Source organism: Pseudomonas baetica, assembly GCF_002813455.1.
Lineage (GTDB): Bacteria > Pseudomonadota > Gammaproteobacteria > Pseudomonadales > Pseudomonadaceae > Aquipseudomonas > Aquipseudomonas baetica.
Genome location: NZ_PHHE01000001.1, coordinates 1401839 through 1422041 on the forward strand (window position 1 = coordinate 1401839; position 20203 = coordinate 1422041).

Genomic DNA, 20203 nt, shown 5'->3' on the forward strand with positions numbered 1-20203 from the left:
GGTCAGCCTATCGGCCGGACCTCGCCTGACCCATTCCCATCATGGGTTACTCAAAAGGGGTAGTGCGTGGACGCGTTGTTGCAGGAGTTGCCGGTGCATCAAAGCCTGGCACGGGTGTTTGCCGGTGTCGGGCAGGACGGTTTCTGGCGCGCGCTGGTGGACACCTTGCGCTTGCTGGTGCCGTTGGACAATGCGCTGGTGGCGCTGATGAAAGCCGGTCAGGCGCCACAATTGCTGATCGACTTCGACAGCAAGGGCCGCGTTGACGAGCAGCAAGAACTGGCCAGTTACAGCGCCGGGATGTACCTGCTCGATCCGTTTTATCAAGCTGCCACCACCGGCATAACCGATGGTTTGCACAGCCTGGCCTCGGTGGCGCCGGACCAGTTTCTGCACAGCGAGTATTACCTGAGCTACTTTCGTTCGGTGGTGGGCGAGGACGAGTTGCAGTTCATGATCAATGTCGAGGGCGGCGTGCTCGGCTTGTCACTGGGGCGGGCGACGACGTTTGATCTGGTGGAGCAGGGCAGGCTGTTGTGCGTGCGCGATTGGGTGCTGGCGGCCATGCGCCGGCATGTGCAGTTGTTGCCGCCGCAGGGGGCGGTGGCTGAGGTGGTGGTCGGCGATCTGGCGACGTTGCTTGATCGGTTTGATGCGCGGTTGACAGAGCGCGAAGTCGAAACGGCGCGGCTGATTCTGCAAGGCTTTTCCAGCAAGGCGATGGCCCAGCAGATGGGCATTTCGCCGGAGACCGTCAAAGTCCATCGGCGCAATCTTTACCACAAACTCAGTGTCACCGGGCATGGCGAACTGTTTGCGCTGTTGCTGCGCCCTCACTAAAGATCATCGGGCGTGCACATAAACCTGTGGGAGCGAGCCTGCTCGCGAATACGGTAGATCAGGCAACATCACTGGCGACTGACAGACCGCTTTCGCGAGCAGGCTCGCTCCCACGATGGAGTTTGTAGTGTCAGGTGGTGCGTTGGAAGACCAGGGCCTTGAGGCCGCTTTCAGGGTCAATATCCGGGAACTCTGGCGGATTCTCGAGGCGCTGCTCAAAGCGCAGACTCGGCGCCTCCTGCGTCACGCCGTCAATCAAAAAGTCCGAGCCGAACGCCGGATCATTCATGCACGCCAGCACCACACCCTCAGCCGTCAGTAACTCCGGCAAGCGGCGTAGCACCCGCTGGTAATCCTTGGTCAGCAGAAAACTGCCTTTCTGGAATGACGGCGGGTCGATGATCACCAGATCATACGGGCCGCTATTGATTACCTTGCCCCATGACTTGAACAGGTCGTGGCCGAGGAAACTGACTTTGCTCAGGTCATGCCCGTTCAACCGATGGTTGTCGCGGCCACGGCTCAGTGCCGCGCGGGACATGTCCAGGTTGACCACATGGCTGGCACCGCCCTCGATGGCCGCCACGGAAAAGCCGCAGGTGTAGGCGAACAGGTTCAGCACGCGTTTGCCGTTAGCCTGTTCGCGCACCCAGTTACGCCCGTAACGCATGTCGAGAAACAGCCCGGTGTTCTGCTTGCGGCCCAGATCGACGCGGTATTGCAAGCCGCCTTCGACGATGGTCATCTCGTCGATCTCGTCGCCCAGCAGCCATTCGGCAGTGCTTTGCGGCAGGTAACGATGCTGGATCAACAGGGTATGCGCGTCGGACTGCTGCCACTGCGCCGACCCGCTGATGTCCAGTAACAAGCGCTTGAGGTCTTCCAGCTGTTCAGGGGCTGGCTCCTTGAACAGCGACACCAGCACCACGCCTTGCAACCAGTCCACCGTCAGTTGTTCCAGCCCCGGCCAGCAGCGCCCGCGGCCATGGAACAGGCGGCGGGTTTCGCTCGGTGCCGCCGCGAGCGCAGGCAACAAATGGGCGTGGAGAGTGGCGAGGGCTTCAGGGTTCATCGGTCACGGTCGGCAAGCAAAAGGGCCGGCATTTTAACCACAATTACCCCGTTACGAACGCTTGTCGCGAACGGACTATTACGACGTTTGAGAAAAGACCTGTATCAAAAATGAATTTCTGCAAAGCGCGCTGCTCATACCAGATAAGCAGCGGATTCAAGCCGCTAAATCGTTAATGCAATTCAGGGAGTGCAGTTTCATGTGCCCAACATCGACGGCGAGCGCGCACCTTCCTGACGGATTGATTCTGGTAGTTGAAGACGATCCGTTGATTCTGGAGTTTCTCTGCGAAATTCTTCAGGAGGAAGGTTTCAAGGTCGAGCCGCAAACCAGCGCCGACGCCGCATCAATCTATCTGGAAAAGCACGCGCAGCAAGTGGCGCTGTTGCTGACCGACATCACCATGCCCGGCACCCTCAATGGCGCCGACCTGGCTAACCTGGTCGGCGACCGCTGGCCGGACAAACCGGTGATGGTCATGTCCGGTTATGAAACGCCGGAAACCTCCGGGGTCAAGCACCCCGTGGCGTTTATCAAAAAGCCCTGGGCGATCGGTCAGTTGCTCGACTGTGTAGACAGCGCGTTCAAGTCCAAGGCACCGCGCCTGCACTGAGACACTGGGTTGAAGCGCCGGGCAAATGCTACATTGCCCGGCCAATCTGCCCGGCCCCTTGCCAGAGGATGTGACCTTTTGTCTGCTCACGATAAAGTCTTCGACCGCGCGTTCGGCGCGTTCCTGTTCGACATGGACGGCACCGTCCTCAACTCCATCGCCGCCGCCGAGCGGATCTGGTCAGCCTGGGCCGTGCGCCACGGCGTTGACGTAGCGACGTTTCTGCCGAGCATTCATGGTGCGCGGGCGATCGATACGATCAATCGCCTGAATTTGCCCGGCGTTGATGCCGAGGCACAAGCGGCCTTCATCACCGAAGCGGAAATCGAAGACGTTGAAGGCATCGTCGAAATTCCCGGTGCTGCCGCGTTTCTCAACAGCCTGCCTGCTGATCGCTGGGCGATGGTGACATCGGCACCACGGGATCTGGCGTTGCGGCGCATGGCGGCGGCGGGAGTATCGGCACCGGCGGTGATGATTACCGCTGAGGACGTAACGGCCGGCAAACCCGACCCGGCCGGCTACCGGCTCGCGGCCAGACGCCTCGGTGTGGCGCCCGCCGACTGCCTGATCTTCGAAGACGCCAGCGTCGGTATCCAGGCTGCCGAAGCCGCAGGCGCCGCGTTGCTGATTGTCACCACTACGCATCAACATCCGCTCGACACCCCACACGCGACGCTGGCCAGCTATGACGGACTTGGCGTGCGTGTCGACGGCGAAGGGCAACTGCATCTGCACGCTGATTGATACCGCAGCATTGCTGCGCGAACCGTTGGCTCGCGCAGGTTGTTCGGTATCGCCGCGCACGATGTCGCATCCGGTATAGAGCCTTGTGTCGATGTCAGGTACGGTTTCAGTACCCCTGACGCGAAACAAGGATCGATTCATGACGTGCTCATTTTCCCGCTCCCTGCTGGCCGCGAGCCTCGGCCTGACACTCGCTTTCGGCGCCGCCACGGCTTTCGCCGAACCGCACAAACAAGTACTCGCCGACGCCGAACAGTACCAGCCCGAAGCACTGAAGCTGCTGGAGCGGCTGGTCAATATCGACTCCGGCTCCGGCTATGAACCGGGGCTCAAACAAGTCAGCGACATCGCGATCGATGAGCTGAAAAAACTCGGCGCGACGATCGAGCGGGTACCCAACACGCCGGAAAAATCCAACCACGTACTGGCCACGCTCAAAGGCACCGGCAAGGCAAAAATCCTCCTGATGGCGCACATGGACACTGTGTTCAAGGAGGGTTCGGCGGCCGAGCGGCCGTTCCACATCAAGGACGGTCGCGCCTACGGGCCTGGCGTGATGGACGACAAGGGCGGCATCGTTGCCGGCATCTATGCGCTGAAAGTCCTGAAAAACCTCAACTTCAAGGACTACGCGCAAATCACCTTCCTGCTCGACGCCAGCGAAGAAACCGGCTCTGACGTCGCCACCGACCTGATCAAGAAAACCGCGAAACGGCACGACGTGACCCTCAATCTGGAACCGGGTCGTCCGGCCGACGGCCTGGTGGTGTGGCGCAAGGGCAGCGCCACGGCGTTGGTTGAGGTCAAAGGCAAAGCTGCGCATGCCGGTGTCGCTCCGCAATTGGGGCGCAACGCGGCGATGGAGGCGGCGCACCAGATTCTGCAACTGGGCAAACTGGGTGATGAGGCGAAGAAAACCACCATCAACTTCACCGTGCTCAATGCCGGCGATCGCACCAATGTGATTCCCGATCAGGCCACGGCCAAGGCTGACGTACGCGCGGCGGTGCCGGAGGAGTTCGACCGGATCGAGAAGGATCTGGCGCGGGTGTCTCAGGACAAGCTGATCCCCGAGACTGAAGTGAAGACCACCTTGCAACGCGGTTTGCCGCCGATGCCACAAACGGCCGAGTCCGATCGCCTGATGGCCATGGCTCAGGGGATTTACGGCGAAATCGGCCGCAAATTGACCGAGGAGGGCAGCGGTGGCGCGGCGGATGCGAGTTTGTCGGCCGGGGTTGGCACGCCGACGCTGGATGGCTTCGGGATTGTCGGCGGCAATATTCATACGCCGGAAGAGTACGCGGAGGTGGCGAGCGTGGCGCCGCGGATTTATCTGTTGTCGCGGATGATTATGGAGTTGGCCAAGTAGACGATCAGGCCGGGTCCGTGATCGTTCCCACGCTCTGCGTGGGAATGCCTCAAGGGACGCTCCGCGTTCGGCTTTGTGTGGGACGCAGAGCGTCCCGGGCTGCATTCCTACGCAGAGCGTGGGAACGATCATTATGTGTAAAGGATGTACCGGTCTCTACAGTGAGGGTTTTTTGTGGGAAAAGTGGAAGTCGCGGGCATCGTACAAAAAATACCGAAAAATCTGACAGAAGCCCTCGTTGCGCCCTTTGAGCGCGGCTCTTATAGTTTCGGCTCGCAGAAAGCTCTGCGACGATCTTGGCCGGTCGAATACAGAACCTGACTTTTCTGGAGTGAACTCTATGACCGACCAAGTAATGCCCCGCTTCCTCCCCATCGACACCTACGACGCCGAATCCCCGGTGCTCTTCCTCAATACCCACTCAGAACTCAGCGACATGGCCGCCTGTGCGATGCACCGCTTTGTGGTCGTGCGCGATCTGGCCGACACCTTTGCCAGCCTCAACCTCAAGGGCATTTCCGATTGTGATCTGACGCGGGTGACCAGCGCAGTGCATCTGTTGATGCGCGAGGGCTGTGCGATTCTGAATGTGATTCAAGCGCGGGCGGTGCAGCGGGAAGAGGCTTACAAGACGCCGGTTTAGCGCTGTAGCGGCAGACGCCTTCGCGAGCAAGCTCGCTCCCACATTTGATCTGCGTCGAACACCCGTTCCGTGTTCACTACAAATCCACTGTGGGAGCGAGCCTGCTCGCGAAGAGGCCGGTGCAGCCAACGCATCACTCCTTTACGCTCATATATTCCTTGGCCCAGAGAATGTATTCCTCCGGCTGGGTATAGGTGTGCGTCAGTTCGGTGGCGCTCAGGTCGGACGCCTGGGTAAAGATCTGTCGCTGTTCGCGCAGGCTGTCGTAGGTCGCCTTGATCGCCGCAAAGTAGGCGCCATGGCCGTCGATGGTCACGCGCACGCCCAGTTCGGCCAGGCGCTTGTCGTCGCGCAGTGCCGGGTTGCCATAGGTGACCAGCATCAGTGGCACGGTCAAGTGCTCGGCAATCTGTTCCAGCTGATCGAAATCCTGTACCCCGACCATGCAAATACCGTCAGCGCCTGCGGCTTGATACTGGCGGGTGCGGCTGATGATTTCCTGATTCGGCAGGATGCCGGCGTTGGTACGGGCGATGATCGCCATTTCCGTGTCGACCCGGGCTTCCAGCGCTGCGCGGATCTTGCCGACGCCTTCGGCGACCGTGATCAGGTCGGTGGATTTACGCCCGAATTGCGCTGGCAGCAGGGTGTCTTCGATGGTCAGGGCGGCGACGCCGGCGCGTTCCAGTTCGACGATGGTGCGCATCACGTTGAGGGCGTTGCCGTAGCCGTGATCGGCGTCGGCGATTACCGGCAACTGGGCGACGCGGCCGATGCGGGTGGCCTGTTCGGCGAACTCGCTGAGGGTGATCAAGGCGAAGTCCGGCGCGCCCAGCACCTGCAGTGAGGCCACCGATCCGCCGAGAATGCCCACTTCAAAACCCAGGTCAGCGGCAATGCGCGCAGACATCGGGTCGAACACCGAAGCGGTGTGATAGCAGGTGTCGGAGGCCAGCAACTGACGGAAGTTACGGCGCAAATCTTGATGAGAAAGCCTGGTCATACGAGTTCCACCAATACAAAGGAATGGAACGGCTTGAGCAAAGGTGTCAACGCCGAAGAGTGAAAAGGCTATCACGCGGATGGGTCAAGGATCATGACGAATTTGCAAGGGGGCGGTTTGCCGCGGGGTTTATGCTGAAAGGTTTCATCAGGAAGGTGAAATTTCATCTTTGACGACGATTTGACAACCTCCCTCGCCACGCAGGTTTATGGAACCCTGGGGGGCGGGGCTCAGGCCGCCACAGCCTGCTGCTGTTGATTGGGCAACATCACCGCCCTTACCGAGTTCCCCGGCTGCAGTTGCAGGCGTTTGGCTGTCAGGCGGTCGATCACCAGGCTGCTGCCGACGCGACGCGCCTGGGCAACGGTGATGCGGCAGTTTTCCAGACGCCGGTTGTGGATCAGCCACAGCGGTGCCTGTTCGTCCGGGGTGCCGAGGCTCAAGGCCAGTTCCAGGCTGTCGCGTACGGTGCGGATGTTGCGCACCGGCGCTTCGATCACCGGGCCGCCGTCGAAAATGTCGATATAGCCCTTGTGCGCAAAACCCTCGCCCTGAAGGATTTTCAGCGCCGGCTCGGTATTGGGATGCGCCTGACCGATGGCCGCCTGCGCCTGTTCGGTGAGCATGCAGGTGTACAGCGGTTGGCGGGGCATCAGTTCGGCGATGAATGATTTGTTGCCCAGCCCCGACAAATGATCGGCATGGCTGAAATCCATCTGAAAAAAGTGTCGACCCAGGCTGTCCCAGAATGGCGAGCAACCCTGTTCATCGGCGCTGCCGCGCAACTCGGCGATCATTTTCTCGCCGAACAGGTGCGGGAACTCGGCGACGAACAACAGTCGCCCGAGGGACAGCAACCGGCCATTACTGCCGTGGCGTTGGTCGTGGCCGAGGAACAACGAGCACAATTCCGATTCGCCAGTCAGTTCGTTGTTGAGGAACAGCGTCGGAATCTGCCGTTGAATGCCCAGATCCGGCGCCGAACTCACGGTCAGGCCGACCCGGTAGTTGTACCAGGGTTCACGCAGGCCGACCGCGCCGCTCAGGGCGCTGACACCAACCACGCGCAGGTCATCGTCTTCGAGCACGAAAAGGTAATCGGCATCGGCACGCTCCACCTGCCCGGCGAACGCGCGTTGTGCCCAACGCACCCGGTGAGCCAGGCGATCTTCGTTGGCCGGCAGTGTGGTAAACCCCGGGCCTGCCTGTTGTACCAGGGTCATCAACGCTGGCAAATCACTGACTTTGACCGGACGGACAATCATGCTGAAACTCCTTCTGCGCACCTGTTCGGGTACTGTCGTTGACTGCGTAACCGGGCGCGGTTCACAGGGCAATCAGCCGGATCGGGCTGCCATCGGTCACGTTCAGCGCCGCACACATTGCCGGGGTGAGCGACAGCGGTTGTCCGGGTTGCCAATCGAGTTCGGTGACGATGGCCCGGTAACCATGCAGCGCGTCGTTACTGAGCAGATAGCGGCCACGGGCGTCGATCTGCGGTTGCTGTTGCACAGTGGCCGTTTCGCTGCGGGCGATCGAACGAATGTTCGCCGTGCGCGCATACAGGGTCGGGCCCGCGTCGAAGAGGTCGATGTAGCTGTTGGTTTCAAAACCTTCGCGCTCAAGAATGTCGAACGCTTCCTGCCCGTCCGGGTGAATACGCCCGATGCAGTCTTGCGCCGCTTGCGGCAGCATCGGCACGTAGATCGGGTATTGCGGCATCAGTTCGGCGAGGAATGCACGGCTTTGCAAACCACACAGGCGCTCAGCTTCGGCGTAGGGCAGGTCGAAGAAGTGTTTGCCCAGTGCATCCCAGAACGGCGAATGACCGTTTTCGTCGCTGTAACCGACGATTTCGGTAATCACCGCTTCGGCGAAGCGCTGCGCGTGGGCCGCGATGAACAGCAGGCGCGCCCGTGAGAGCAATTCGGAAAACGGTGTACGCACCAGCGCTGCGTCGATGTGGAAACCGCGCAGCAGGGTGTGGTCGTTCAGATCGTGGCACAACGAAAGGGCCGGCACGCCGTGCTCGATGTTCAGCTCTCGCGAAGCACTGGTGAAGTGGCGGTTGCGCAGGCTGTAGAACGGCTCGTCGAAACCGGCGGTGGCGAGAATCTCCGAGCAGCCGAGCAGACGCCGGCTATCGAGGTCTTCCAGCACGAAGAAGTAATTCTGCGGGCCGTTGGCCTGCGCCTCGCTGTCGAACGACGTACAGGAGCCGGCGATTTTCTCGCGCAGGCGTTCGCTGTCATCCGGCAGCGACGTCACGCCTACCAGGCTGTCGCGAGCCAGTTGATGTAACTGAGGCAGGTCGGTTGGCTCGACTGGGCGTAAGACCAGCATGGATGTACTCCTGTATCAAAAGGTTCGGCGAATTCGCCGCACCTGACTATCACTGTCGGTGTCCACGCGTTAAATCGGCGGTCGCCTGATTTGTTGTCAGACGCCGCTCTTTTTCTTGTCAGCCGTTGCTCGGGTCAGGCAGCGCAGTACTGGCGCCGAGCTTGTTGAGGAAGAACAGGTACACCAGGCCCAGAGCAATCCAGATCAGGCCGAGTTTCTGCGCATCGACGCCCATGTTGTACATGATGGCCGCGACGATGATGAAGCCGATCACCGGGCAGATCAGATGGCGCACGACCTGACCGGATTTTTGCCGACGCCAGTAGTAGTTGATCACGGTCAGGTGCAGCAGCATGAAACCGCTGAGTGCGCCGAAGTTGACCAGCGATGTCAGGGTGTCGACCGAATTGATGAACAGGTAGCAGATCACCAGCGACAGCACCGCCACCAGATAAATGCTCAGGTAAGGCGTGTTGTGTTTCGGGTGCACCCTGGCCAGCACTTTCGGCAGTTTGCCGTCGCGGGCCATGCCGAACAGCAGGCGCGACACGGCCGCTTGCGAAGTGATTGCCACGGCCACGCCCCAGGCCAGCGCAGTCGCCACACCGGTCAGGGTCGCGAGCCAGCTACCGGCAGCGATTTCGGCAATCTCATAGAACGCGGTGTCAGCGGATTTGAAGCCCATGCCCGCTGCCAGATCAGTGGCAATCCAGGTTTGCGCGACGAAAATCACGCCCATTACCACCAGCGTGATCAACGCGGCCTTGCCGACACTGCGGCCGGGGTCGCCCTTGATCTCTTCGGCGAGGGTGGAAATGGCATCGAAGCCGAGAAACGACAGCACCGCAATCGACACCGCTTGCATCAGCAGGGCGAAATTGAAGGTTTGCGCGTTATATAGCGGCGCCAGGGTCAGCTCGCCGTTGCCGCCACCGTTGTGCAGGGCATTCCAGGCGTAGAACAGGAAGATGCCCAGCACCACCAGTTGTGCCAGCAGGAAAATGATGTTCATCCGCGCGGTGAAGGTGATGCCACGCAGGTTGACGTAGGTCGCGCTGACCAGGAACGCCAGAATGAAGCCGACTTTCGGAATGTCCGGATACAAGTGGTTGAGCGCCATCGCTGCATACACATACAGCAGTGGTGGAATCAGCAGGTAATCAAGCAGCATCAGCCAGCCGGCGATGAAGCCGACGTGTTGATTGAGGCCGCGTTGTGCGTAGGAATACACCGAACCTGCAATCGGAAAAGCCTTGGCCATGCTGCCGTAGCTCAACGCCGTGAACAGCATCGCCACCATTCCGATGATGTACGCCAGCGGCACCATCCCCGGTGCCTCGGCGTTAACGTAGCCATACACGCCGAACGGGGCGATGGGGATCATGAAGATCATCCCGTACACCACCAGGTCCGTGAGCGTGAGGCTACGTTTCAACTCTTGTTTGTAGCCGAATTCTTCAATTTCCATGAAGCGCAACTCCTTGTCAGCCATCGATTGTTTTTTAGTTCTTCTATCGGTAATCCGTTACAGCATCAGCAGTCTTTACAGGCGTTTTCTGTTACAGCAATGGCGCGAGGTATCCGGCCCAGCGCGTTACGTCTTGCGGGCTGCGCAGCAAATCGTTGCGCACCTCGACGAGCACCGAATCCAGACCCCGGGCATCACCGTGCACCGGCACCGTCATGTCGCCCAGCGGATCAATCCTGTACGGCTGATTGCCGGCGGTTTTCAGCGGATGTTTGTCCAGGCCGTCGAGCACGCGCCGGGCGTAAGCCTGGGCCTGACCGAACAGCACGCCGATTTCCAGCGTTCGTGGCTGGCCGTAATACACAGGGGTGAAGCTGTGAATGCCGACGATGCGCACCGGTTGACCCTTGGCGATGCGCTCGTCGATCAACGTTTGCAAGCGCGCATGAAACGGTTTGAACAGGGTCTGATGGCGATATTCGCGGGTGGCTTCGTCCAGCTCGCGATTGCCCGGCACCTGGTAAATTTCGCTTTGCGCCGGAATGCTGTCAGGTGCATGCCGTGGTCGATTCAGATCAATCAGCAGGCGCGAATAGTTGGCGCTCAACAGCGTAGCGCCGAGTGTTTCCGACAACTGTTCAGCCAGTTGCAGCGCCCCGATGTCCCAGGCGATGTGTTCACGGGCGGCGGCATCGTCCAGGCCCAGGTTGTTCAGGGCCTCGGGAATGTAGGGACTGGCGTGCTCGCACACCAGAATCAACGGGTGCGTCGAGTCGGCGCGGCTCAGGTTGTAGACCGGTCGGGTGTACAACCCAAGCTCGGCGGATTCAGTACAGGCGTGCATAGTGCTCACACAGGTCAGCGGGCGAGAGCTGTTCCGTCAGCGCCAGTTCCTCGGTTTTCAGGGCGTGATAGGTGTCGAGCAACGGCTTGGGCAGCCATTGATTGAAGGTGCCACTGTTGCGCAGGCGATCCAGTGCCTGCGCCAGCGAGGCGGGCAGGGCGACAATGCCCCGGGCCTTGCGTTGCTCGTCGTTGAGTGAATCGGGAATTTCATCCGTGATCGCGTTCAGCGCCAGACGCTGTTCGATGCCCAGGCGTCCGGCGATCAGCAGCGCAGCCATCGCCAGGTGTGGCGAGGCGGTGGCATCCATGGCGCGAAATTCCAGGTTGAACTGTGTCGCTACGGCTTTGCCGCCCAGCGTCACGGTCGGGCAGATGCGCAACGCGGCTTCGCGGTTCTGCTGGCCGAGGCAGGCGTAGGACGCGCTCCAGTGATGCGGCTGCAAGCGCTCGTAGGAGACTGGCGTCGGCGCGGTAAACGCACACAGCGCCGGAAGATAGTGCAGGATGCCCGCCGCCCAATGCTGGCCGAGGGTCGACAGGCCGTTGCTGGTGCCAGCGTCGTAGAGCATCGGTTGACCGGCCAGATCAAGGAGGCTGACGTGCAGGTGCACGCCATTGCACACCGCCTGCTCGGCCGTTTTCGGTGCGAAGCTCACATCCAGGCCCATTTGCCGGGCGATCTCGCGGGTGATCTCGCGCACGTTCACTGCGCGATCCGCCGCTGCGACGCCAAGCGTTGGGCGGCAGGTGATTTCGTATTGATGCTTGCCGTATTCGGGCAGGAACATTTCCGGCTCGACACCACCGGCGCGCAGGGCGGCGAGCAGCCAGCCGCCGAACTCGGCGCCCTGCCGCTGGGCTTGCAGCGAGAACGCCAGGTGTTCGGCAAAGCCTGCATGCAAGTTGAATTCATGTTCGAACGCGGCATTGACCTGCAAGCCCAGCGCGTCGCGGTAACGCTCGATTTCATCGCGCAACAATGTGCGCGGGCAGGCACCCCAAGGGCGGCCATCGGTTTCGCGGATATCGCCGTGAATGAAATCCAGCGCTGGCGCATCGGCATCCGGCCCGTTGCTGACGGTGACGCGGCTGCTCAGATCGGGAATCAGGCGCAAGTCACCATAAGCGCCCCATGGATTGGTCGAAGCAATGATGTCTTGCGGCGTCAACGCACTGTTGGCCGGGACCCAGCCGCAACCGCCAGCCTGGTAGTGCTCAAGCTCGTCTGTGGGAAACGAGCGGCCACGGGTGATGCCGATCAGGTCGGTGGTGACGATGGTGGTCATCGGCAGCGGCGTCAGGCGTGCGCTCATGGCCGCATCTCCTGCAACCGGCCGATTACGGTGTCGGTGTCGGTAATCCAGCAGTAACCCTTGATCGCATTCAGGCAGGCGTGATGTCGGGCTTCGTTGTAGGTGGCGCAGGCGTCTTCGACCAGCGTCACCAGATAACCACGGTCGGCGGCGTCGCGCACGGCCATGTCGACGCACTGGTCGGTGACGATGCCGGCGATGATCAGGTGGCGGGTTTCGAGGTTGCGCAGCACGTAGTCGATGTTGGTGGAATTGAACACCCCGGACGAGGTTTTCGGCAGAACGATCTCGTTTTCCACCGGGGTCAGGTCTTCAATGATCCGCGCCTGCGTGCTGCCCTTGGGCAGGTGCATGTCCGACAGCTTGTGATCCAGCGAGCGGTCGCGACCATCGGCCGTCAGGCTTTCGATGATGGTGTGCAGCACGTTTTGCCGCGCCTGGCGAAAGGCACTGAGCAACCGGCGTTGATTGGGCACCACCTGCATGTGCGCGCGGGTCAGGAAGTACTCGCCTTCCGGGCCGTTCAGGTGCGGGTCGAACTGTGGTTCGAGCCAGGCACGCTGCATGTCCACCAACAGCAACGCGGTGTGGTCGGTGACAAACGGCAAATCCCGCGGCGAGCGGTGGGGAAGGCTGAACATCCTTATTTATCCTCCAGCAGGTGGGTGTTGAAGTCGTTGCGCAGGGCGTCTATGCCTTCCAGGCGATCGGCCAGATTGTCAGTGCGCAGGGTCAGGCAGGCGATCAGCGCTTCGACCTGCGCCAGCGCCGGCACCATGGTGTCGAACGGCGACGCCGATTCCACCGGGGCGCTGATGATCAGGTCGGCCAGTTCGCGCAGCGGCGAGGCGTAGATGTCGGTGAACAGCACCACGCGCGCATTGTTGTTTTTCGCGGCACTGGCAACGCGCAGGGCTTGGGTCTGATAGCGGCGGTAATCGAACACCAGCACGACGTCCTGACGTTGCAGATCGAACAGGCGATCAGGCAGTTGCGCGTTGTCCTCCAGTGCAAAACAGCCGGGGCGCAGCAGGCGCAGGTGATTGAGCAGGTAAGTCGCCATCAGGCTGCTGAAGCGTCCGCCAAAGCAGTAAACCTGATGCCGGGCATCGAGCAGCCAGTCGGTGAGGATGCGCACATCTTCGGGTTGGGTCAGCGATTGGGTTTCGACCAGCAGGCGATGGCTGTCAGCCAGATAGTGGCTCCAGGCATCGTCCTTGTGTTGTTGCGCGCGGGGTTGCAGCAAGGTGCGCGGCGAACGCAGGCGATGATCCATGTCGCTGAGCAGGGCATCCTGGAATTCGGCATAACCGCCGAAACCGAGTTTTTTCACCAGCCGCACGATGGTCGGATCGCTGACGCCTGCATGTTCGGCCAGACGCGCCATTGGCCCCAGACCATTGCGTGGGTATTGATCGAGCAAGGCGCGGACGACTTTGCGCTCCGACGGCGTAAGATCCAGGCCGGGATCGGTGATCAGGTCTCTGAGTGGGGGCATCCGGGCTCCTGCTGGATGAGGGGGGGGTGTCGAATTCGCTTCACAATCCGTTAAAACAGTATTTATGTAACTGGTACTACATGTCTAGTGAATTTTTTGTCGCGTTTAAACAGCCCCGGAATGGGGCAAGGTGCCCGTGGCACAAGGGTTACACCGAAGTCGATTGGCTTTGTAGGCAATTGCCCATGACAGTGTCGGAAATTGCCGATTTTTTCGCATTGAGAGGGTCGACACTGTTGCATCGAACAGGCCATGAGCCCTCGGTTTACGGCACAATTGTCGGTGGACCGATCCTGCGCCGCTGATTTTCATGATTTTCGACCGAGTGATTCATCGTGCATAGCACCCGTTTGTCACTGATTTGCCATGCGCGAACCGTCGCACAAAAATTGGCGTGTTTTCCTACGAATGAACCCGTTGAAAAGAGCCCGTTGGCGGCTGACACGCTGGCCGCGCATTTCGGCTCGCCGCACCGGCTGATATGCGGCCCGGAATTGCGTACCCGCCAGACTGCTGCGTGGATGGGCGCCGACGCGCAAATTGACCAGGCGTTGCGCGATTGCGATTGGGGGCGCTGGCACGGTCAGTCCATCAAGGCTTTACAGCGTGCCGAGGGCGCGGAGTTACAGGCCTGGCTGGAGGATCCCCACGCCACCCCGCATGGCGGTGAGTCGGTTGCGCAGGTGTGCGAGCGCGTGGCGGTGTGGCTGCTCAGCGTGCAATCCACGCCGGGGCATGTGGTGGCGGTGACGCACCCGTTTGTCATTCGCGCGGCAATGGTTCAAGTGATGCAGGGCGCGGCGTTCCATGACCTGGATGTCGAACCGTTGTCGGTGCTCGAACTGCGCTTCACCGGGCGCTGGCGGCTACGCTTGCCCGGTCTTGATCTGCAAGGAGCACGCTGATGAAACAACTGTTGGTGATCGGCATCGGCGCCGGAAATCCGGATTACGTCACGATGCAGGCCGTGAAAGCGCTGAACCGGGTAGACGTGTTCTTTCTCTTTGACAAAGGTCAGAGCAAGGACGCGTTGATCACGTTGCGCCGGGACATCTGTGAGCGCTACATCACAGACCCGCACTACCGCTTCGTCCAGGCCCCCAGCCCGGAGCGTGAGCGCGGTGAGGTCGACTACACCGCCAGCGTCGACGAGCTCAACCGCGCCAAGCAGCAAACCTTCGAGCGCCTGATCAATGAGCAATTGGCCGACGGCCAGTGCGGCGGTTTTCTGGTGTGGGGCGATCCGGCGTTGTACGACAGCACCCTGCGTATCCTGCAAGCGATTCTCGCGTCTGGGCGCTGTGCCTTCGAATATGAAGTGATCCCCGGAATCACCAGCGTTCAGGCGTTGGCCGCGCAGCATAAAGTGCCGCTGAACACGATTGGCCATTCAATTGAAATCACCACCGGCCGGCGTCTGGCAGCAGGGCAGGTGAGCGCGGCGGACAGTCTGGTGGTGATGCTCGATGCCGACGATGCCTATCAGCAAGTGGCGGATCGGCAAACGCAGATTTACTGGGGCGCCTATCTGGGTACGCCGGATGAGATTTTGCTCAGTGGCAAACTTGAGGAGGTGGCGGACGAGATCGAGCGGGTACGCCAGGCGGCGCGGTTAAAGCATGGGTGGATCATGGATACCTATCTGTTGCGCAAGCCCTGAATTGGCGGTGCTCTCAAGAATGGGCAATAGCCTCCCGGCCAAACCGCTCCCGATACACCGACGGCGGCACGCCGACCACGCTGCGAAACGCCACGCGAAAACTCTCCACCGAACGATAGCCACAGCGCAGCGCGATCTGTTCGGTATTGTCGCTGGAGCTTTCCAGCAATTCGCGGGCGCGAGCCAGCCGTTCATGTTGCAGCCAGGCTTTGGGCGACTGCCCGCTGGCCTCGCTGAAACGCCGCAGAAAGGTACGCTCACTCATCGCCGCCTCACTGGCCAGATCGCGCACTTCCAGCGGTTCATGCAGGCGTTCGCGGGCCCATTGCATCACCCGTGACAGATCATTGCGTGGCGTCGGGCTGACCGGCGTCGGTATGAACTGCGCCTGACCGCCGGTGCGCTGCGGCGACATGACCAGGCGCCGCGCCACCGAGTTGGCGACCTGCGTGCCGAAATCCCGCGCCACCAGGTGCAGACAGGCGTCGATCCCGGCCGCGCTGCCGGCCGAGGTGATCAACTGGCCCGAATCGACGTAAAGCACGTCAGGATCAACCGCAATCATCGCAAAGCGCTGAGCCAGTTCTGCGGTGTAACGCCAATGAGTGGTGGCGCCGTGGCCATCGAGCAGGCCGCTGGCCGCCAGCACAAAGACCCCCGAGCAGATCGACAGCAGCCGCGCACCACGGGCGTGGGCCTCGCGCAGGGCGGTGAGCAGCGCCGGCGGCACTTCAGCGTGACGGTCACGCCAGCCGGGAATAATGATGGTGCGCGCCTGTGCCAACAAATCGAGGCCACCATCGGCCAGCACCTGAATGCCGCCCATGGCCCGCATCGGCCCTTGGTCGACCGCCACAATGCAGTGCTCGTACCACGGGAAATCGAATTCCGGCCGGGCCAGACCGAACACCTCCACGGCAATGCCGAACTCGAAAGTGCAGAGGCCATCGTAGGCCAGAATCGCGACCAGTCCTGGTGAAGTAGGCATTTGGCGGAAAATTCCCGGTGACTGTCTTGTGCGCCACTGTAGCGCTACGCGGCGACTGGATAAAGTCTGTTCACACCCACACAGGAGCAACACCCCATGAGCAGTCTGGTTCGCGAAATTCCTGCCGCACCGTCGGCGATTGCACTGATGCATTTCAGCAATCGTCTGACCTTCGAAACCGATTGTTCCGACGTGTTCAGCAGCCAGCAAGCGGGCGAAACCGATTTTGTCCTGATCGACGTGCGCGGCCCCCTGGCTTTTCAGCGTGGGCATGTGCCGGGGGCGATCAACCTGCCCACGCGCTTGCTGAGCGCTGAGGCATTGAAGCGCTACCCGATAACCACGCTGTTTGTGGTCTATTGCGCCGGCCCACATTGCAACGGCGCCAACAAGGCGGCGGTGAAATTGGCGGCGCTGGGTTATCCGGTCAAGGAGATGATCGGCGGCGTGACCGGGTGGCTGGACGAGGGATTTGAATTAAGCGTGGCGCAAGCTGCCAAGACGCCCATCGGTTGCAACTGCTGAAACCCAGACCCCGTGTAGGCGCGCGCCTACACGGTTTTTTTGTACTGTTTGAGGGCTTGTCCTACAGCCTTTGCACCACGACGGCGCACCTGTTGATGGCGGTCAATCGACTCGCCGATCTTTTGTAAGTATTTGTCGCTTAAACACAATTTGCCCTGTGCGCGCCGCCATAGACTGCCGACCACTTCGGATTTTGCAGCCAAATGGCCATGCCGAACGCTGAATCGAAAGCTGCCAATAAAAGCCTCCGCACACAGGAGTTATAAATGAAGAAGCTAGTGATGTTTGGTGCCCTGGCACTGTCGATGTTGTCCCTGACCGCCGTGGCCGAAGACGCCAAGCCGATCCGCATCGGTATTGAAGCCGGTTACCCGCCATTCTCGATGAAAACCGCTGACGGCAAACTCGCCGGTTTCGATGTCGATATCGGCGATGCGCTGTGCGCGCAGATGAAAGTCAAATGTACTTGGGTCGAGCAAGAATTCGATGGTCTGATCCCGGCGCTGAAAGTGAAGAAAATCGACGCGATCCTGTCTTCGATGACCATCACTGACGATCGCAAGAAAAACGTCGACTTCACCATCAAGTACTACCACACCCCGGCGCGCTTCGTGATGAAGGAAGGCTCGGGTGTCAAAGATCCGCTGACCGAACTCAAAGGCAAGAAAGTCGGCGTGCTGCGTGCCAGTACCCACGACCGCTACGCCACTGAAGTGCTGGTGCCGGCCGGGATCGAGCTGGTGCGTTACGGTTCGCAGCAGGAAGCCAACCTGGACATGGTATCGGGTCGTATCGACGCGATGCTGGCCGACTCGGTCAACCTGAGCGACGGCTTCCTGAAAACCGACGCCGGCAAAGGCTTCGAATTCGTCGGCCCGACCTACGAAGACGCCAAGTACTTCGGCGGCGGTGCCGGCATCGCCGTGCGCAAGGGTGACAAAGAGCTGGCGGACAAATTCAACGCCGCCATCACCGAAATTCGCGCCAATGGCGAGTACAAAAAAGTCCAGGACAAGTACTTCGACTTTGACGTTTACGGCCATTAATACGCCGTAGAAAAAAGTGGCCCCCGTTGATGCGGCGGCCACTTTTTTTGTGCCCATGATTTATCCTGCAGCACACATTTTCCAATGTAGGAGCTGCCGCAGGCTGCGATCTTTTGATCTTGATCCTGAAAAACAAGATCAAAAGATCGCAGCCTGCGGCAGCTCCTACAGAGTTCGCGGAGTTTTCTTATGCAACGCATCGACCATCTGCTGCCCTGGAGCCACTTGGGCAGCGAACGCTCCCTCAGCGTATTCCGTTACGGCGCCGGCACCCGCAAGGTGTACATCCAGGCCAGCCTGCACGCCGATGAATTGCCGGGCATGCGCACTGCGTGGGAACTCAAGAAACGCCTCCACGAACTGGAACAGCAAGGTCGTCTGCAAGGCGTGATCGAACTGGTACCGGTGGCCAACCCGATCGGCCTGGACCAGCATCTGCAAAGCGCGCACATGGGCCGCTTCGAACTGGGCAGCGGCAAGAATTTCAACCGTGGGTTTGTTGAACTCAGCGCGCCAGTGGCAGCGTTGATCGGTGATCGCCTGGGTTCTGATACCGACGCCAACATCGCGCTGATCCGCCAGACCATGATCCAGGTCTTCGATGATCTGCCGGCCCCGGCCTCACAACTGCAAGCCCTGCATCGCTTGCTGCTGCGCCACGCCTGCGATGCCGACATCACCCTTGACCTGCATTGCGATTTCGAAGCATCGATCCACCTTTATGCGTTGCCTCAGCATTGGCCGCAGTGGCAGTCACTGGCGGCGCGCTTGAAGGCCGGCGTGGCGTTGCTGTGTGAAGATTCCGGCGGCAGTTCATTCGATGAATCCTGCTCAACGCCGTGGCTGCGACTGGCACGAGCCTTCCCGGGCGCGGCCATTCCTGCGGCCAACCTCGCCACCACGCTGGAGCTCGGCAGCATGGGCGACACCCGGGTCGATCAGGCCCAAGCCAATTGCGAGGCGATTCTCGGATTTCTCGCCGAGCAGGGTTTCATCAGCGGTGAATGGCCGGCGGCGCCCAACGAGTGCTGTGAAGGCATGCCTTTCGAAGGCACCGAATACCTGTTCGCGCCGCACCATGGCGTGGTGAGTTTCCTGCGCGATGCGGGCGAGTGGGTGGAGAAGGGCGATGCATTGTTTGAGGTGGTTGATCCGTTACAGGATCGCGTGACTACTGTGCGCGCCGGGACCAGTGGCGTGCTGTTTGCGATTGATCGCGGGCGGTACACCGAGCCCGGAATCTGGCAGGCGAAAGTGGCGGGGCGGGTGCCGTTTCGCACGGGCAAGCTGACTAACGACTGACGATCTTCACTGGATCTGCAGGCCTCATCGCTGGCAAGCCAGCGCCCACCGTGTCCGCGTCGTACACAAAATGGGTGACTTGCGCAAAAACCTGTGGGAGCTGGCTTGCCAGCGATGGCGGTCTCGACAGCACCACTGAATTTGGATCTTCGACCCAGAGTGTTAGGCTCCCCCCGAACCCGACACTCTGTGAAGGAAGGCTTTATGTTGAAGGCGTTTGCCCTGTTGACCCTCCTGGCGTCCACCGCCGTCCAGGCTCAAACCACCCTGCAAAGCGATCTGCCGCTTAGATACATTGCACAGGTTCACCCTGATGCCGATCCGCGTCCGCTGGTGATTTTCCTGCACGGTTATGGCAGTAACGAAGCCGATCTGATCGGCATGAAATTCCAGTTGCCGGCGCACTACAACTACCTCTCGGCGCAGGCGCCGCTGGCGTTGGGCGAAGGGCGCTACCAGTGGTTTCGCAAGAAAGGCGAAGGCGCCTACAACGGCGAGACCGATGATCTGAAGGCCAGCGGCCAGAAGTTGCGGGATTTTGTCGCACAAGCGGCGAAGAAATATCACGCGGCCCCCGACAAGGTGTACCTGATCGGTTTCAGCCAGGGCGCGATGATGACTTACGAGGTGGGCCTGCGTCCGCCGATGGCCGTGGGCGGTATTGCGGCATTGAGCGGACGGTTATTGCCGGTGTTGAAAGCTGAACTGAAGAGCGAGCAACAACCGCTGCCGTTGAACATCTTCATCGGTCACGGCACTGCCGATAATCGGGTGCCGTATCACGACGGTACCGAGGCCGCTGCGTTACTCCAGAAACGGGATTACAAACCGCAGTTTCACGCCTATCCCGGCGTCGGCCACAGCATCAGTGCGGCCGAACTGCGGGACTTGAACGCCTGGTTGCAGCAAATCAACCCTTGAGAA

General features: G+C 60.6%; 21 protein-coding genes. 11 read left to right on the forward strand and 10 right to left on the reverse strand.

The genetic code is table 11. From position 1 onward, the window contains the following. Positions 1 to 66 precede the first annotated feature (66 nt). Positions 67 to 840 (forward strand): helix-turn-helix transcriptional regulator, encoded by a 774-nt coding sequence (locus ATI02_RS06370; protein ID WP_100845773.1) that lies wholly within the window; start codon positions 67 to 69, stop codon positions 838 to 840. A gap of 130 nt (positions 841 to 970) precedes the next feature. Here ATI02_RS06370 and ATI02_RS06375 read toward each other — a convergent pair whose 3' ends face one another. Continuing rightward, on the reverse strand, positions 971 to 1912 hold the full coding sequence (locus ATI02_RS06375) for a class I SAM-dependent methyltransferase (RefSeq protein WP_100845774.1): 942 nt from the start codon (positions 1910 to 1912) through the stop codon (positions 971 to 973). Positions 1913 to 2111: 199 nt separating this feature from the next. On the opposite strand from ATI02_RS06375, the gene ATI02_RS06380 reads away from it, so the two are divergent. From ATI02_RS06380 to ATI02_RS06395, 4 genes are all read left to right on the forward strand, one after another. Beyond that, the gene (locus ATI02_RS06380; RefSeq protein WP_095187495.1) at positions 2112 to 2525 is read left to right on the forward strand and encodes a response regulator; all 414 of its coding nucleotides are present in this window, start codon (positions 2112 to 2114) and stop codon (positions 2523 to 2525) included. Positions 2526 to 2603: 78 nt separating this feature from the next. Further along, positions 2604 to 3272, forward strand: coding sequence for an HAD-IA family hydrolase (locus ATI02_RS06385; protein WP_100845775.1), 669 nt, complete (start codon positions 2604 to 2606; stop codon positions 3270 to 3272). 139 nt (positions 3273 to 3411) lie between these two features. Then, entirely contained in the window at positions 3412 to 4644 is a 1233-nt protein-coding gene (locus ATI02_RS06390; protein WP_100845776.1) for a M20/M25/M40 family metallo-hydrolase, read from the forward strand. Positions 4645 to 4984: 340 nt separating this feature from the next. Then, the gene (locus ATI02_RS06395) at positions 4985 to 5287 is read left to right on the forward strand and encodes a hypothetical protein (protein ID WP_034152534.1); all 303 of its coding nucleotides are present in this window, start codon (positions 4985 to 4987) and stop codon (positions 5285 to 5287) included. 133 nt (positions 5288 to 5420) lie between these two features. On the opposite strand, the gene ATI02_RS06400 is transcribed toward ATI02_RS06395, so the two are convergent. The 8 genes from ATI02_RS06400 to ATI02_RS06435 all read right to left on the reverse strand — a co-directional run bounded on the left by ATI02_RS06400 (position 5421) and on the right by ATI02_RS06435 (position 13758). Continuing rightward, a complete protein-coding gene (locus tag ATI02_RS06400; RefSeq protein ID WP_016774123.1) occupies positions 5421 to 6290 on the reverse strand; it encodes an oxaloacetate decarboxylase in 870 nt (289 codons plus the stop codon). Positions 6291 to 6520: 230 nt separating this feature from the next. Next, positions 6521 to 7555 carry an arginine N-succinyltransferase subunit beta gene (gene astA / locus ATI02_RS06405; RefSeq protein ID WP_095187498.1) on the reverse strand — a complete coding sequence of 345 codons (1035 nt, stop codon included), beginning with the start codon at positions 7553 to 7555 and terminating at the stop codon, positions 6521 to 6523. A 61-nt stretch (positions 7556 to 7616) separates the two neighbouring features. Further along, entirely contained in the window at positions 7617 to 8633 is a 1017-nt protein-coding gene (locus tag ATI02_RS06410) for an arginine N-succinyltransferase (RefSeq protein ID WP_100845777.1), read from the reverse strand. 118 nt (positions 8634 to 8751) lie between these two features. Beyond that, complete coding sequence (locus tag ATI02_RS06415) at positions 8752 to 10101, reverse strand: APC family permease (protein ID WP_100845778.1); 1350 nt, start codon at positions 10099 to 10101, stop codon at positions 8752 to 8754. Between the two features lie 91 nt (positions 10102 to 10192). After that, a complete protein-coding gene (locus ATI02_RS06420) occupies positions 10193 to 10945 on the reverse strand; it encodes an N-formylglutamate amidohydrolase (RefSeq protein ID WP_095187500.1) in 753 nt (250 codons plus the stop codon). Beyond that, positions 10929 to 12260 (reverse strand): type I glutamate--ammonia ligase, encoded by a 1332-nt coding sequence (locus tag ATI02_RS06425; RefSeq protein WP_100845779.1) that lies wholly within the window; start codon positions 12258 to 12260, stop codon positions 10929 to 10931. The genes ATI02_RS06420 and ATI02_RS06425 overlap by 17 nt, the downstream gene beginning before the upstream one ends. After that, positions 12257 to 12901, reverse strand: coding sequence for a cysteine hydrolase family protein (locus tag ATI02_RS06430; protein WP_095187502.1), 645 nt, complete (start codon positions 12899 to 12901; stop codon positions 12257 to 12259). The genes ATI02_RS06425 and ATI02_RS06430 overlap by 4 nt, the downstream gene beginning before the upstream one ends. 2 nt (positions 12902 to 12903) lie before the next feature. Beyond that, entirely contained in the window at positions 12904 to 13758 is an 855-nt protein-coding gene (locus tag ATI02_RS06435) for a MurR/RpiR family transcriptional regulator (protein WP_095187503.1), read from the reverse strand. Between the two features lie 335 nt (positions 13759 to 14093). Here ATI02_RS06435 and ATI02_RS06440 point away from each other — a divergent pair, with 335 nt between their 5' ends. Further along, on the forward strand, positions 14094 to 14663 hold the full coding sequence (locus ATI02_RS06440; RefSeq protein WP_100845780.1) for a histidine phosphatase family protein: 570 nt from the start codon (positions 14094 to 14096) through the stop codon (positions 14661 to 14663). Next, on the forward strand, positions 14663 to 15418 hold the full coding sequence (gene cobF / locus ATI02_RS06445; RefSeq protein ID WP_100845781.1) for a precorrin-6A synthase (deacetylating): 756 nt from the start codon (positions 14663 to 14665) through the stop codon (positions 15416 to 15418). Before ATI02_RS06440 ends, cobF begins: the two co-directional genes overlap by 1 nt. Before the next feature lie 13 nt (positions 15419 to 15431). Here cobF and ftrA read toward each other — a convergent pair whose 3' ends face one another. After that, entirely contained in the window at positions 15432 to 16406 is a 975-nt protein-coding gene (gene ftrA / locus ATI02_RS06450; protein ID WP_100845782.1) for a transcriptional regulator FtrA, read from the reverse strand. Positions 16407 to 16502: 96 nt separating this feature from the next. Between ftrA and ATI02_RS06455 the strand changes: the two genes are divergently transcribed. The 4 genes from ATI02_RS06455 to ATI02_RS06475 all read left to right on the forward strand — a co-directional run bounded on the left by ATI02_RS06455 (position 16503) and on the right by ATI02_RS06475 (position 20200). Next, positions 16503 to 16931 (forward strand): rhodanese-like domain-containing protein, encoded by a 429-nt coding sequence (locus tag ATI02_RS06455; RefSeq protein WP_100845783.1) that lies wholly within the window; start codon positions 16503 to 16505, stop codon positions 16929 to 16931. Between the two features lie 266 nt (positions 16932 to 17197). Continuing rightward, on the forward strand, positions 17198 to 17977 hold the full coding sequence (locus ATI02_RS06460; protein WP_095187508.1) for an L-arginine-binding protein AotJ: 780 nt from the start codon (positions 17198 to 17200) through the stop codon (positions 17975 to 17977). Between the two features lie 189 nt (positions 17978 to 18166). Then, entirely contained in the window at positions 18167 to 19279 is a 1113-nt protein-coding gene (locus ATI02_RS06470) for a succinylglutamate desuccinylase/aspartoacylase family protein (RefSeq protein WP_100845784.1), read from the forward strand. A 204-nt stretch (positions 19280 to 19483) separates the two neighbouring features. After that, positions 19484 to 20200, forward strand: coding sequence for an alpha/beta hydrolase (locus ATI02_RS06475; protein ID WP_100845785.1), 717 nt, complete (start codon positions 19484 to 19486; stop codon positions 20198 to 20200). The last annotated feature ends 3 nt before the right edge of the window (positions 20201 to 20203 follow it).